This is a genomic window from Citrobacter sp. Cb028 (genome assembly GCF_030336705.1).
In the GTDB taxonomy this organism is placed as follows: domain Bacteria; phylum Pseudomonadota; class Gammaproteobacteria; order Enterobacterales; family Enterobacteriaceae; genus Citrobacter; species Citrobacter braakii.
On the sequence record NZ_JAOWCZ010000030.1, the window covers coordinates 74,111 to 88,319 of the forward strand.

General features: G+C 52.0%; 12 protein-coding genes. 1 reads left to right on the forward strand and 11 read right to left on the reverse strand.

The genetic code is table 11. The annotated features are described in order from the left end of the window. Positions 1 to 18 precede the first annotated feature (18 nt). Positions 19 to 684 carry a 6-phosphogluconate phosphatase gene (yieH, locus tag OGV75_RS07370; RefSeq protein WP_047358455.1) on the forward strand — a complete coding sequence of 222 codons (666 nt, stop codon included), beginning with the start codon at positions 19 to 21 and terminating at the stop codon, positions 682 to 684. Between the two features lie 83 nt (positions 685 to 767). On the opposite strand, the gene phoU is transcribed toward yieH, so the two are convergent. The 11 genes from phoU to atpA form a co-directional block, all read right to left on the reverse strand. After that, on the reverse strand, positions 768 to 1,493 hold the full coding sequence (gene phoU / locus OGV75_RS07375) for a phosphate signaling complex protein PhoU (RefSeq protein WP_003023824.1): 726 nt from the start codon (positions 1,491 to 1,493) through the stop codon (positions 768 to 770). 14 nt (positions 1,494 to 1,507) lie between these two features. Beyond that, positions 1,508 to 2,281 carry a phosphate ABC transporter ATP-binding protein PstB gene (gene pstB / locus OGV75_RS07380; protein WP_003023821.1) on the reverse strand — a complete coding sequence of 258 codons (774 nt, stop codon included), beginning with the start codon at positions 2,279 to 2,281 and terminating at the stop codon, positions 1,508 to 1,510. A 106-nt stretch (positions 2,282 to 2,387) separates the two neighbouring features. Then, a complete protein-coding gene (pstA, locus tag OGV75_RS07385) occupies positions 2,388 to 3,278 on the reverse strand; it encodes a phosphate ABC transporter permease PstA (protein ID WP_016155077.1) in 891 nt (296 codons plus the stop codon). After that, positions 3,278 to 4,237, reverse strand: a complete 960-nt coding sequence (gene pstC, locus OGV75_RS07390) for a phosphate ABC transporter permease PstC (RefSeq protein ID WP_016155078.1) — start codon at positions 4,235 to 4,237, stop codon at positions 3,278 to 3,280. Before pstC ends, pstA begins: the two co-directional genes overlap by 1 nt. A 192-nt stretch (positions 4,238 to 4,429) precedes the next feature. Continuing rightward, positions 4,430 to 5,470, reverse strand: a complete 1,041-nt coding sequence (gene pstS, locus OGV75_RS07395; protein WP_016155079.1) for a phosphate ABC transporter substrate-binding protein PstS — start codon at positions 5,468 to 5,470, stop codon at positions 4,430 to 4,432. Positions 5,471 to 5,803: 333 nt separating this feature from the next. Next, positions 5,804 to 7,633: a glutamine--fructose-6-phosphate transaminase (isomerizing) gene (glmS, locus tag OGV75_RS07400; RefSeq protein ID WP_016155081.1), complete on the reverse strand. Its 1,830-nt coding sequence runs from the start codon at positions 7,631 to 7,633 to the stop codon at positions 5,804 to 5,806. A gap of 223 nt (positions 7,634 to 7,856) precedes the next feature. Beyond that, positions 7,857 to 9,227 (reverse strand): bifunctional UDP-N-acetylglucosamine diphosphorylase/glucosamine-1-phosphate N-acetyltransferase GlmU, encoded by a 1,371-nt coding sequence (glmU, locus tag OGV75_RS07405; RefSeq protein WP_019077996.1) that lies wholly within the window; start codon positions 9,225 to 9,227, stop codon positions 7,857 to 7,859. Between the two features lie 672 nt (positions 9,228 to 9,899). Then, positions 9,900 to 10,319: a F0F1 ATP synthase subunit epsilon gene (locus OGV75_RS07410; protein ID WP_003023809.1), complete on the reverse strand. Its 420-nt coding sequence runs from the start codon at positions 10,317 to 10,319 to the stop codon at positions 9,900 to 9,902. Positions 10,320 to 10,339: 20 nt separating this feature from the next. Beyond that, positions 10,340 to 11,722, reverse strand: a complete 1,383-nt coding sequence (gene atpD / locus OGV75_RS07415) for a F0F1 ATP synthase subunit beta (protein WP_003023806.1) — start codon at positions 11,720 to 11,722, stop codon at positions 10,340 to 10,342. Positions 11,723 to 11,748: 26 nt separating this feature from the next. After that, positions 11,749 to 12,612 (reverse strand): F0F1 ATP synthase subunit gamma, encoded by an 864-nt coding sequence (atpG, locus tag OGV75_RS07420; protein ID WP_016155083.1) that lies wholly within the window; start codon positions 12,610 to 12,612, stop codon positions 11,749 to 11,751. Between the two features lie 50 nt (positions 12,613 to 12,662). Further along, entirely contained in the window at positions 12,663 to 14,204 is a 1,542-nt protein-coding gene (gene atpA / locus OGV75_RS07425; protein ID WP_003023802.1) for a F0F1 ATP synthase subunit alpha, read from the reverse strand. Positions 14,205 to 14,209: the final 5 nt, after the last annotated feature.

Genomic DNA, 14,209 nt, shown 5'->3' on the forward strand with positions numbered 1-14,209 from the left:
TGTTAAAACGGAAATGACATGTCCCAGATAGAAGCCGTATTTTTTGACTGTGACGGTACCCTTGTCGACAGTGAAGTGATTTGTTCTCGCGCGTATGTCAGCATGTTCCAGGCGTTCGGCATTACGCTCGATCTTGAAGAAACTTTTAAACGCTTCAAGGGGGTAAAGCTGTACGAGATCATCGACATTATCAACGAAGAGCACGGTGTCGAACTGGCAAAAGCCGAATTAGAACCGGTTTACCGCGCAGAGGTCGCACGTCTGTTCGATACGGAACTGGAGGTGATTGCCGGAGCCAATGCGCTGCTGGACAGCATGACCGTCCCTATGTGCGTGGTATCTAACGGTCCGGTCAGCAAAATGCAGCACTCGCTGGGTAAGCTGGGTATGTTGCACCATTTCCCTGATTTACTGTTCAGCGGCTACGATATTCAACGCTGGAAACCCGATCCGGCCCTGATGTTCCATGCGGCGAAAGCGATGGACGTTAACGTTGAGAACTGCATTCTGGTTGATGACTCCAGCGCAGGTGCGCAGGCGGGGATTGCTGCAGGGATGGAAGTGTTTTACTTCTGCGCCGATCCGCATAACAAACCAATCGATCATCCAAAAGTGACGACGTTTACCGATCTGGCGCAGTTGCCAGCGTTATGGAAGGCGCGGGGTTGGAATATTACGCGATAACTGAAAGGCCGGATGGCGCTAACGCTGATCCGGCCTGCATGTCTCGTAGAGCGGGTAAGCGTTAGCGCCACCCGCCACAAATATCACTCTTTCGGATCTTTGCCCGCCAGCAGCTTATCCAGCTCATCACCGCCCACGTGACGGAAGTCTTGTCCCTTCACGAAGTAGAAGATGTATTCGCAGATATTCTGGCAACGGTCACCGATACGCTCGATGGAGCGCGCGCAGAACAGCGCGGTCAGCACGCTTGGAATGGTACGCGGATCTTCCATCATGTAGGTCATCAGCTGACGCACGATACCTTCATACTCCTGGTCGACTTTCTTATCTTCGCGATAAATACGTACCGCTTCGTCAAGATCCATACGCGCAAACGCATCCAGCACGTCATGCAGCATTTGTACGGTGTGGCGACCCAGTGATTCCAGGCTTACCAGCAGCGGCTGATGTTGTTGAGAAAATTTCTCCAGCGCGGTGCGGCAAATTTTATCCGCAACGTCACCAATACGTTCCAGCTCAGCGATCGTTTTGATAATCGCCATCACCAGACGCAAGTCACTGGCGGTCGGCTGACGCTTGGCAATGATACGCACGCAGGCCTCGTCGATCGCCACTTCCATCATATTGACGTTCTTATCGCCTTCAATGACGCGCTTCGCCAGCTCACTGTCCTGATTGTGCATGGCGGTAATCGCATCAGAAAGCTGCTGCTCGACCATGCCGCCCATGGTCATCACCTGGGTACGGATGCTTTCCAGCTCTGCATTGAACTGGCCGGAAATATGTTTATTAAGGTTAAGATTATCCACAACAAGCTCCTGAATCAGCCGTAACGACCGGTGATGTAGTCTTCAGTTTGTTTCTTCGCGGGCTTGGTGAACAGATCGTCCGTGTTACTGAACTCAATCAACTCGCCCAGGTACATAAATGCCGTGTGATCGGAACAACGCGCAGCCTGCTGCATGTTGTGGGTAACGATAACGACGGTGTAATCCTCTTTCAGCTCAGTGATCAGCTCTTCGATACGCCCGGTAGAAATAGGGTCGAGCGCTGAACACGGCTCATCAAGCAGAAGCACTTCCGGGCGAATGGCGATCCCACGCGCAATACACAGACGCTGCTGCTGACCACCGGAGAGAGAGTACCCGCTCTGGTGTAATTTATCTTTGGTTTCGTTCCACAGCGCGGCCTTGGTCAATGCCCACTGCACACGCTCGTCCATATCCGCACGAGAGAGTTTCTCAAACAGACGCACGCCAAAAGCGATGTTGTCGTAGATGGACATCGGGAACGGCGTCGGCTTCTGGAATACCATGCCCACTTTGGCACGCAGCAGAGCGATATCCTGAGTGTTGGTGAGAATATTGTCGCCATCCAGCAGGATTTCGCCTTCCGCACGCTGTTCCGGGTACAGTTCAAACATTTTATTGAACGTACGCAGCAACGTCGATTTACCACAGCCTGACGGCCCGATAAACGCCGTTACCTGGTTTTTGGCAATATCCAGGTTGATGTTCTTCAGGGCATGGAACTTGCCATAGTAGAAGTTCAAATCACGAACCTGAATCTTACCCGGGGCAGTATCAACCATACTCATTTCAATCTTTTCCTCATCATGCCTGATGCCGCGCAGCTTTCAGGCCTACAAATGTCTTCAATCGTAGGCCGGATAAGGCGTTTACGCCGCCATCCGGCACTTCGTCTTAACCGTGTTTCTTCTTCGCGAAAATGACGCGCGCCAGAATGTTCAGCAGCAGTACGCACAGGGTAATAATCAGTACCCCGGCCCAGGCCAGTTGCTGCCACTCAGCAAACGGGCTCATCGCAAACTTAAAGATAGTGACCGGCAGGTTGGCGATAGGCTGCATCATGTCGGTGCTCCAGAACTGATTGGAGAGCGACGTAAACAGCAGCGGAGCCGTTTCACCTGCGATACGTGCAATAGCCAGTAAAACGCCTGTAATGATGCCTGAGACAGAGGCCTTCAGGGTGATCGCAGAAATCATCTTCCATTTCGGCGTACCCAGCGCATAGGCGGCTTCACGCAGGCTATCCGGTACCAGCTTGAGCATGTTCTCCGTGGTACGAATAACAATGGGCACCTGCAGCAGCGCCAGCGCGATAACGCCCGCCCAGCCGGAGAAGTGCTCCATTTTTGCTACCACGATGGTGTAAACGAACAGACCGACCACGATTGATGGCGCAGAAAGCAGGATGTCGTTGATAAAGCGGATCACCTCAGCCAGCCAGGACTTACGTCCGTACTCTGCCAGGTAGATGCCCGCCATAATACCAAGCGGTGTACCAAACACGGTCGCCCACAGAATTAACAGTCCGCTACCGGCCAGGGCATTCGCCAGACCACCACCAGCCGTATTCGGCGGAGGTGTCATTTCGGTGAACAGCGCCAGTGACATACCGTCAATACCGCGGGTGATCGTGGACATCAGGATCCAGATAAGCCAGAACAGACCGAATGCCATGGTCGCCATAGAGAGCGTCAGCGCGATGCGGTTCTTCAGACGACGACGCGCCTGCATTTTACGGCGGGATTCCGCAAGCGCAGCGGTGTTTTGCATTTCAAGCGTAGCCATTAGCGTGCCCCCTCGTTCTTCGCAAGGCGCATGATCATGAACTTAGACGCCGCCAGCACGATGAAGGTAATCACAAACAGAATCAGGCCCAGTTCCATCAACGCGGCAACGTGCAGTCCTGATTCCGCTTCGGCAAATTCATTCGCCAGCGCAGAAGTAATACTGTTGCCCGGCATGTACAGCGAGGCACTATCGAGCTGGTAGGTGTTACCGATGATGAACGTCACCGCCATGGTTTCACCCAGCGCGCGGCCCAGACCGAGCATCACGCCGCCGATCACGCCGTTTTTGGTGAACGGCAGGACGATGCGCCAGATAACTTCCCAGGTAGTACAACCGATGCCGTAGGCTGACTCTTTCATCAGCACCGGCGTTTGTTCGAACACATCGCGCATAACCGCCGCAATGTACGGGATGATCATGATAGCGAGGATCACGCCAGCGGCCAGAATACCGATACCAAACGCCGGACCCGCAAACAGCGCGCCAACAAACGGAATGTTGGAAAGGATGTTCCCGACCGGCTCCTGGAAGTAAGTCGCAAACAGCGGGGCAAAGATAAACAGGCCCCACATGCCGTACACGATACTCGGAATTGCCGCCAGCAATTCAATAGCGATACCCAGCGGGCGACGCAGCCAACCAGGAGCAAGTTCAGTCAGGAATAAGGCAATGCCAAAACTCACCGGAACGGCGATCAGCAGTGCGATAAGCGAGGTGACCAGCGTACCGTAAATCGGGACCAATGCACCGTAGATATCGTTTGGCGCATCCCATTCTTTAGTCCACAGAAAGGAGAAGCCAAATTTCTGAATGCTTGGCCAGGAGGAGATAACCAGAGAGACAATAATGCCACCCAACATCAATAGCACAATCAGCGCAGCCAGTTTTACCAGCGCGCTGAATATCATGTCACCTTTTTTACCCGGTGGGTTCAAAGCAGGCTTGGTTGCAGCCATAAATCACTCTTTAAGTTTGGGCCAGGAAGCACGCATTTTATCGTGCTTCCCGGCTAACGTAATGCCATACCCTAAATAATTCGAGTTGCAGCAAGGCGGCAAGCTTGTGAATACCCAGGAGCATAGATTCACTATGTGACTGGGGTGAACAAGCACAGCCAACACAGCTGCGGCTCGAAGTATGACGGGTATTTAGTACAGCGCTTTACCGCTGCTGTCCTTCACGTTGGTCTTCCATGCAGCACGAATCTGCTCAACCACGCTGTCCGGCAGGCTGGCGTAATCCAGGTCATTAGCCTGTTTGCCGCCATTTTTGTACGCCCAATCGAAGAACTTCAGCACTTCAGCGCCCTGCTCAGGTTTCTTCTGCTCTTTATGCACCAGGATGAAGGTGGTGGAAGTGATCGGCCACGCATCGTCACCTTTCTGGTTAGTCAGATCCTGAGCGAAGGTTTTGCTCCAGTCAGCGCCTTTTGCAGCGTTGGCAAAGTTTTCTTCGGTCGGACTTACCGGTTTGCCATCAGCAGAGACCAGCTTGGTGTACGCCAGGTTGTTCTGCTTAGCGTAAGCGTACTCAACGTAGCCGATAGAACCCGGCAGACGCTGTACGAACGCAGCGATACCGTCGTTACCTTTACCGCCCAGACCGGTCGGCCAGTTAACGGTAGAGCCGGAACCAATTTTAGATTTCCACTCTTCGTTCACTTTCGCCAGGTAGCTGGTGAAAACGAAGGAAGTACCGGAACCGTCAGCACGACGCACAACGGCGATATTCTGAGAAGGCAGCTTCAGACCCGGGTTCAGTTTGGTGATGGCTTCATCATCCCACTTCTTAATTTTACCGAGGTAGATGTCGCCCAGCGTTTTACCGTCCAGCACCAGTTCGCCGGATTTCAGGCCAGGGATGTTCACCGCCAGCACCACACCACCGATAACAGTCGGGAACTGGAACAGGCCTTCTTGCGCCAGTTTCTCGTCAGACAACGGTGCGTCTGAGGCGCCGAAATCAACGGTATTGGCCGTAATTTGTTTTACACCACCGGAGGAGCCGATACCCTGGTAGTTTACTTTGCTACCGGTCTCTTTCTGATAGGTATCTGCCCATTTGGCATACACTGGCGCAGGGAAGGTTGCACCTGCACCTGTCAGGCTCGCTGCTGCAAACGCAGAAAACGCGCTCATGGATAAGGTCGCGGCGACAACAGTTGCGACAGTGGTACGCATAACTTTCATAATGTCTCCTGCACGGTTTTCGTAAATCGTTGTTTGAGTTGCTACTGTGAGCAAAATAGGACAAACAGGTGACAGTTAAATGTACGAAATATGACAGTTTTATGACAATGAAAAACTTGGGAAGTTTTTTATCTAAAAATACATTTAAAACAGAATGTTAATCACCATCATGACAATAACATTTCGCTGAAATTTTCTTTTTATGACACTGAAAACAGTAGTTGAAGATGACGGTTTGTCACATAAAGCAGGCGGGATAATTGATTAAAAACAGAACAAGCTAAAAAAATGCCCCGCTTGCAGCAGGGCATTTTCAGTTCAGTTAAGTGCGGATTACTCTACGGTAACCGACTTTGCCAGGTTACGCGGCTGGTCCACGTCGGTGCCTTTAATCAGCGCCACGTGATACGCCAGCAACTGCAGCGGAACGGTGTAGAAGATCGGTGCAATCACCTCTTCCACATGCGGCATCTCAATGATGTGCATGTTTTCGCTGCTGGTAAAGCCAGCATCCTGGTCCGCAAAGACGTACAACTGACCGCCACGAGCGCGAACTTCTTCAATGTTGGATTTCAGTTTTTCCAACAGTTCGTTGTTCGGTGCAACTACGATAACCGGCATATCGGCATCAATCAGCGCCAGCGGACCGTGTTTCAGTTCGCCTGCAGCATATGCTTCAGCGTGAATATAAGAGATCTCTTTCAGCTTCAGCGCGCCTTCCAGCGCAATCGGGTACTGATCGCCACGGCCCAGGAACAGCGCATGGTGTTTGTCTGAGAAACCTTCCGCCAGAGCGGCAATGCGTTTGTCCTGAGACAGCATCTGCTCAATACGGCTCGGCAGCGCCTGCAGACCATGAACGATCTCCTGCTCGATAGACGCATCCAGGCCTTTCAGACGAGACAGTTTCGCCACCAGCATCAGCAGAACGGTCAGTTGGGTAGTAAATGCTTTCGTCGAGGCCACACCGATTTCGGTACCGGCATTGGTCATCATCGCCAGGTCGGATTCGCGCACCAGAGAAGATCCCGGTACGTTACAAATAGCCAGCGAGCCCAGATAGCCCAGCTCTTTAGATAAGCGCAGACCCGCCAGGGTATCCGCCGTTTCACCGGACTGGGAAAGGGTAATCATCAGACTGTTACGACGCACGGCGGATTTGCGATAGCGGAACTCGGAAGCGATTTCGACATCGCAAGGAATACCAGCCAGCGATTCAAACCAGTAGCGGGACACCATACCGGAGTTGTAGGACGTACCGCAGGCGATAATCTGGATATGCTCAACCTGAGACAGCAACTCGTTGGCACGTGAACCCAGCTCGCTTAAATCCACTTCACCGTGACTAATGCGCCCGGTCAGCGTATTTTTAATTGCGTTCGGCTGTTCGTAGATCTCTTTCTGCATGTAGTGGCGATAAATACCTTTTTCGCCCGCGTCATACTGCAGATTCGATTCGATATCCTGACGCTTCACTTGTGCGCCAGACTTGTCAAAAATAGAGACAGAACGACGGGTCACTTCTGCGATGTCACCTTCTTCCAGGAAGATAAAGCGACGGGTTACCGGCAGCAGCGCCAGCTGATCGGAAGCGATAAAGTTTTCCCCCATCCCCAGACCAATCACCAGCGGGCTACCTGAACGGGCCGCCAGCAGCGTTTCTGGGTTACGGGTATCCATGATCACCGTGCCATAGGCACCGCGCAACTGTGGAATAGTACGCAGTACAGCTTCACGCAGCGTACCACCCTGTTCCAGTTCCCAATGCACCAGGTGAGCAATCACTTCGGTGTCGGTTTCAGAAACAAAGGTATAACCACGGGTTTTCAGTAGTTCACGCAGAGGTTCATGGTTTTCAATGATGCCGTTATGCACAACAACAATGTGTTCAGAAACATGGGGATGCGCGTTCGCTTCTGAAGGTTCACCGTGTGTCGCCCAACGGGTATGAGCGATACCTGTACCACCATGCAGCGGATGTTCTTCCGCAGCAGCAGTCAGCATCTGCACTTTACCCAGACGACGCAGACGGGTCATGTTGCCTTCAGCATCGACAACGGCCAGACCAGCAGAGTCATAACCACGATATTCCAGACGACGTAAACCTTCGAGAAGGATTTCAGCTACATCACGCTGCGCGATAGCGCCAACAATTCCACACATATTTTTTGATTCCGAATTTAGGCATTTGCCTGTCGTTGTCGCTGACCTGTATTTGCCCTTTCCGGGCGCCCCGAGCCTTGTAGAGAGTGGGGTTATTTTTATGGTACTGCTTGTTGAGCGGAGGATTATGTTATCCCCTCATCTCTTGTCTGCCTGATGGCGCTTACGCTTATCAGGCCTACAGAACGTCACCGCACGTAGGCCGCCATCCGGCAAAAATCACTTACTTCTTCTTCACCGGACGCTGCCAGCCCTGTTTATGGACCTGAGGTACACGGCTTAATACCAGTTCGTTATCGGCGACATTACGCGTTACGGTAGTGCCAGCAGCGATGGTGGCACCTTTACCCACGGTGACAGGCGCCACCAACTGAGTATCAGAACCCACAAACACATCATCACCAATAATGGTTTTAAACTTATTGGCACCATCGTAGTTGCAGGTAATCGTACCCGCGCCGATATTCACGTTATCGCCGATTTCCGCATCGCCCAGATAGGTCAGATGACCGGCTTTAGAACCTTTACCCAGACGCGCTTTTTTCATTTCGACGAAGTTACCCACGTGCGCGCCTTCCTGCAGCTCAGCACCCGGGCGCAGACGCGCGAATGGACCGATGGTGCAAGCGGCTTCCAGATGGGCATCTTCCACCACACTGTATGGGCTAAGCTCACAACCTTCACCAATCACGCTGTTTTTGATGATACAGCCAGCACCAATCTTGACGCGATCGCCAACGGTTACGTTACCTTCAATGATAACGTTAGTATCAATTTCAACATCGCGCCCGTGAATAAGCGTACCGCGAAGATCAAAACGTGCAGGATCGCGCAGCATCACGCCCGCCAGCAGCAGTTTCTCTGCTTGCTCGGACTGATAAACACGCTCCAGACGGGATAACTGAAGACGGTTATTCACCCCTTCCGTTTCGCTAATACGTGCTGGATGTACCGCAGCAATTTCGCGTCCTTCCTGATACGCCATCGCAATGATATCAGTGATGTAGTATTCACCCTGCGCATTATTATTGGTGAGTTTGGACAGCCAGCGCTTCATATCAGCGCCATTGGCAATCAGAATACCGGTGTTGATTTCCTGGATTTGGCGCTGCTCGTCAGTTGCATCTTTATGCTCGACGATACCGGTGACGTTACCGTTCTCACGCGTAATACGCCCATAGCCGGATGGATCATCCAGTTTTACCGTTAACAGGCCGATGCCGCCCTGCGGTTTAGCATCACGCAGGCTACGTAAGGTATCGGTAGAGATCAGCGGCACATCGCCATAGAGCATTAAAATGTCTTCGTCATCACCAAAGAATGGCGCTGCCTGCTGCATTGCATGGCCGGTCCCCAACTGCTCTGCCTGCAGAATCCAGTTTAGATTGCCATCTTTCAGCGTCTGCTTAAGCAAATCACCACCGTGCCCGTAGACCAGATGTACGTGAGTCGCACCTAATTCATTAGCGGCATCAATGACATGCTGAACCATCGGCTTTCCTGCGAGGGTATGCAGCACTTTAGGGAGATCGGAATACATACGCGTGCCTTTGCCTGCGGCAAGGATCACGACGCTCATAGCATTATTCAACATACACGTCCTGACTGTAATTTGAGAACGAATTTATACCGTTTCACGTTGAAAATACTACATTTTTTTCATCGTGAAATGGACCGAAGATAAAACGTTCAATCGGGGAAATTTCCCCTCTGATAACTCTCTATTTTCGTCTATTTCGGCGTCTTTTGTCTCCCAAAAACCAGGAGACTGCTCTTATTAAAGCCTAGGTTAATGTTTTTGCTATTTTTTTACTGCATGAATAAAGAGTTACAAAAGAAAAGTATAATTTTATTAATATGATTCAGCGAGAAGCAGAAAAAACAGACAGGGAAAATAGAGTTTTAAAAGGGAAGAGGACAAACGATAAAGCGGAGGAGGGGGATTTAATAACAGCTGGCGCGTGCTGATAACCGTATGAAGCATCGCGCCACAGAGCAGGTCGGGAAGACTAAACTTCCATGCTGCTGAAAAGGGCGATGATTTTATTAATCAGTTTCATGTTGCTATCCTGTTTTTATCTGAGTTAATTATGTGACACACATCACAAAAAAAAGAGTCTACGCCTCATTTTTTAACCGATCAATATTTTTGTGACACAAATCACAAAATAATAAAACAGCTTTTTAGTTCCACTTTCACTGAAACAAAACCATAAAAAAAGCCAGCCTGGCAACCAGACTGGCTTTTGTGCTTTTCAAGCCGGTGTTACATCGCTTTTTTGGTCAACTCGATAACGCGCAGTTTCGCGATCGCTTTGGCCAGTTCCGCAGATGCCTGAGCGTAATCCACGTCACCATGAGAGCTCTTAATGTGCTCTTCAGCCTTACGCTTCGCTTCCAGGGCTCTCGCTTCATCGAGATCCTGTCCGCGAATCGCGGTATCAGCCAGAACGGTCACGCTGCCAGGCTGCACTTCGAGAATGCCGCCAGACAGATAGATAAACTCTTCATGACCGAACTGTTTAACGATGCGGATCATACCAGGCTTAATGGCGGTGAGCAGCGGTGCGTGACCCGGGAAAATACCCAGTTCACCTTCACTACCCGTTACCTGGATTTTTTCGACCAGACCAGAGAACATTTGCTGCTCTGCGCTGACGACGTCCAGGTGGTAAGTCATTGCCATATCACCCTCCGATTAAGGCGTTAAAGTTTTTTGGCTTTTTCCACGGCTTCGTCGATAGAACCAACCATGTAGAACGCCTGCTCTGGCAGGTGGTCGTATTCGCCTTCCATGATACCTTTAAAGCCACGGATGGTGTCTTTCAGGGATACGTATTTACCCGGAGAACCGGTGAATACTTCCGCAACGAAGAACGGCTGGGACAGGAAGCGCTGAATTTTACGTGCGCGTGCTACCACCAGTTTGTCTTCTTCAGACAGTTCATCCATACCCAGGATGGCGATGATGTCTTTCAGTTCCTGATAACGCTGCAGCAGAGACTGTACGCCACGTGCGGTGTCGTAGTGTTCCTGACCAACAACCAGCGGATCCAGCTGACGGCTGGTGGAGTCCAGCGGGTCAACTGCCGGGTAGATACCCAGAGAGGCGATCTGACGGCTCAGTACCACGGTTGCATCTAAGTGAGCAAAGGTGGTTGCTGGGGATGGGTCAGTCAAGTCATCCGCAGGTACGTATACCGCCTGAACGGAGGTGATAGAACCGGTTTTGGTAGAGGTGATACGTTCCTGAAGAACACCCATCTCTTCCGCCAAGGTCGGCTGGTAGCCTACCGCTGATGGCATACGACCCAGCAGAGCGGATACTTCTGTACCGGCCAGGGTGTAACGATAGATGTTATCAACGAACAGCAGAACGTCACGACCTTCGTCACGGAACTTCTCAGCCATGGTCAGACCGGTCAGAGCAACGCGCAGACGGTTTCCCGGCGGCTCGTTCATCTGGCCATATACCAGGGATACTTTGTCCAGAACGTTGGAGTCAGTCATTTCGTGGTAGAAGTCGTTACCCTCACGAGTACGTTCACCCACGCCCGCAAACACGGAGTAACCGGAGTGTTCGATCGCGATGTTACGGATCAGCTCCATCATGTTTACGGTTTTACCTACACCCGCACCACCGAACAGACCAACTTTACCGCCCTTAGCGAACGGACACATCAGGTCGATAACTTTGATGCCGGTTTCCAGCAGTTCCTGAGAGCTGGACAGCTCTTCATAGGAAGGTGCCGCGCGGTGGATAGCCCAACGCTCTTCTTCACCGATATCGCCTTTCATGTCGATCGGGTGACCCAGGACGTTCATGATACGACCCAGAGTTGCTTTACCTACCGGGACTTCGATCGGGTGCTCGAGATCTTTGACTTCCAGACCACGACGCAGACCGTCGGAAGAACCCATGGCGATGGTACGTACGATACCGCCGCCGAGCTGCTGCTGAACTTCCAGCACCAGGCTCTCTTTACCATTCATAACCTCAAGAGCATCGTACACGCGCGGTACGGCATCCTGAGGGAATTCGACGTCAACCACGGCGCCGATTACCTGGACAATTTTTCCAGTAGCCATCTTGAATCCTCTACGAATTAACCTGGTTATACCGCGGATGCACCACCGACGATTTCGGTGAGTTCCTGAGTAATGCTGGCCTGACGAGCTTTGTTGTATACCAACTGCAGCTCTTTAATCAGGCTGCCGCCATTGTCGGTCGCGGCTTTCATCGCCACCATACGTGCGGCCTGCTCGCTGGCCAGGTTTTCTACCACGCCCTGATAAACCTGAGACTCGACATAACGACGCAGCAGGGTATCCAGCAGCGCTTTCGGGTCTGGCTCATACAGGTAATCCCAGGATTTACGCTTCAATTCATCATCATCTGATGCCGGCAGAGGCAGCAGTTGGGTGATGGTTGGCGTCTGAGACATGGTGTTAATAAATTTGTTGCTGACAACGTACAGTCTGTCCAGACGACCTTCATCGTAGGCCTGCAGCATCACTTTAACCGGACCGATCAGTTCGGACAGGGAAGGGTTATCCCCCATACCGGTTACCTGAGCAATCACATTACCGCCAACGGAGTTAAAGAAAGACACGCCCTTAGAGCCGATCATTGCGATATCGCACTGAACGCCTTTATCGGACCATGCTTTCATATCCGCCAGCAGCTTTTTGAACAGGTTAATGTTCAAGCCACCGCACAGACCACGGTCGGTCGACACCACCAGGTAGCCCACGCGCTTAACGTCGCGTTCTTCCAGGTAAGGGTGCTTATATTCCAGATTACCATTCGCAAGGTGACCAATCACTTTGCGCATGGTCTCTGCATAAGGACGGCTGGCCGCCATGCGATCCTGCGATTTACGCATTTTGGAAGCGGCGACCATCTCCATCGCTTTAGTGATCTTCTGCGTGTTCTGGACGCTTGCGATCTTACTACGTATCTCTTTTGCGCCGGCCATGAGCTTCTCCTCAATGCCTTGCGGTCCGCCCTAAAGCAGACCGCCAGACGTTACCAGGACTGGGTTGCCTTGAAGGAATCGAGGATAGCTTTCAGCTTGCCTTCGATTTCATCGTTATAGCCACCGGACTGGTTGATCTCTTGCATCAGCGGAGCGTGGTCACGGTCAACGTAAGCCAGCAGAGCGGCTTCGAAGCTACCGATTTTCGCCAGTTCCACATCTTCGAGGTAACCGCGTTCAGCCGCAAACAGCACCACACCCTGCTGTGCTACAGACATTGGGGCGTACTGTTTCTGCTTCAGCAGTTCAGTTACTTTCTGACCGTGGCTCAGCTGCTTACGAGTAGCTTCATCCAGGTCGGAAGCGAACTGAGAAAACGCAGCCAGTTCACGATACTGCGCCAGTGCGGTACGAATACCACCGGACAGTTTCTTGATGATCTTGGTCTGCGCTGCGCCACCTACACGAGATACGGAGATACCCGGGTTAACTGCCGGACGAATACCGGAGTTGAACAGGTTGGTTTCCAGGAAGATCTGACCATCTGTAATGGAAATTACGTTGGTCGGAACGAACGCAGAAACGTCACCCGCCTGGGTTTCGATAATCGGCAGAGCGGTCAGGGAGCCGGTTTTACCTTTAACTTCACCATTGGTGAACTTCTCAACGTATTCCGCGTTTACGCGGGATGCGCGCTCCAGCAGACGGGAGTGGAGGTAAAATACGTCGCCCGGGAATGCTTCACGTCCTGGTGGACGACGGAGCAGCAGGGAAACCTGACGGTAAGCAACAGCCTGTTTAGACAGGTCATCGTAAACGATCAGCGCGTCTTCACCGCGGTCACGGAAGTATTCGCCCATTGCGCAACCGGCATATGGCGCCAGGTATTGCAGAGCAGCAGATTCAGACGCGGTCGCCACAACAACGATGGTGTTGGACAGTGCGCCGTGTTCTTCCAGTTTACGAACCACGTTAGAAATGGTGGACGCTTTCTGGCCGATAGCCACGTACACACATTTGATACCGGAATCACGCTGGTTGATGATGGCGTCGATTGCCATCGCGGTTTTACCTGTCTGACGGTCACCGATGATCAGCTCACGCTGGCCACGACCGATTGGGATCATGGCATCAACAGATTTATAACCTGTCTGTACTGGCTGGTCGACGGACTGACGTTCGATTACGCCTGGTGCGATAACTTCGATTGGCGAGAAGCCATCGTTATCAACCGGACCTTTACCGTCAATTGGGGAACCCAGAGTGTTCACCACACGACCCAGCAGGCCACGGCCAACCGGAACTTCCAGAATACGACCCGTACACTTAACCTTCATGCCTTCGGCGAGGTCAGCGTATGGACCCATCACAACGGCACCTACGGAGTCGCGCTCCAGGTTCAGTGCGATAGCGTAACGGTTACCCGGCAGGGAAATCATCTCACCCTGCATACAATCGGCCAGGCCGTGAATGCGGATAACACCGTCACTTACAGAAACAATAGTACCTTCGTTGTGAGCTTCGCTCACAACATTGAACTGAGCAATGCGCTGCTTGATCAGTTCGCTGATTTCGGTGGAATTCAGTTGCATGCTCC

Coding starts and splice junctions, on each gene's coding strand:
- yieH (WP_047358455.1), top strand. CDS start 19: ATGTCCCAGATAGAAGCCGTATTTTTTGACTGTGACGGTACCCTTGTC.
- pstB (WP_003023821.1), bottom strand. CDS start 2,281: ATGAGTATGGTTGATACTGCCCCGGGTAAGATTCAGGTTCGTGATTTG.
- pstA (WP_016155077.1), bottom strand. CDS start 3,278: ATGGCTACGCTTGAAATGCAAAACACCGCTGCGCTTGCGGAATCCCGC.
- pstC (WP_016155078.1), bottom strand. CDS start 4,237: ATGGCTGCAACCAAGCCTGCTTTGAACCCACCGGGTAAAAAAGGTGAC.
- pstS (WP_016155079.1), bottom strand. CDS start 5,470: ATGAAAGTTATGCGTACCACTGTCGCAACTGTTGTCGCCGCGACCTTA.
- glmS (WP_016155081.1), bottom strand. CDS start 7,633: ATGTGTGGAATTGTTGGCGCTATCGCGCAGCGTGATGTAGCTGAAATC.
- glmU (WP_019077996.1), bottom strand. CDS start 9,227: ATGTTGAATAATGCTATGAGCGTCGTGATCCTTGCCGCAGGCAAAGGC.
- OGV75_RS07410 (WP_003023809.1), bottom strand. CDS start 10,319: ATGGCAATGACTTACCACCTGGACGTCGTCAGCGCAGAGCAGCAAATG.
- atpD (WP_003023806.1), bottom strand. CDS start 11,722: ATGGCTACTGGAAAAATTGTCCAGGTAATCGGCGCCGTGGTTGACGTC.
- atpG (WP_016155083.1), bottom strand. CDS start 12,612: ATGGCCGGCGCAAAAGAGATACGTAGTAAGATCGCAAGCGTCCAGAAC.
- atpA (WP_003023802.1), bottom strand. CDS start 14,204: ATGCAACTGAATTCCACCGAAATCAGCGAACTGATCAAGCAGCGCATT.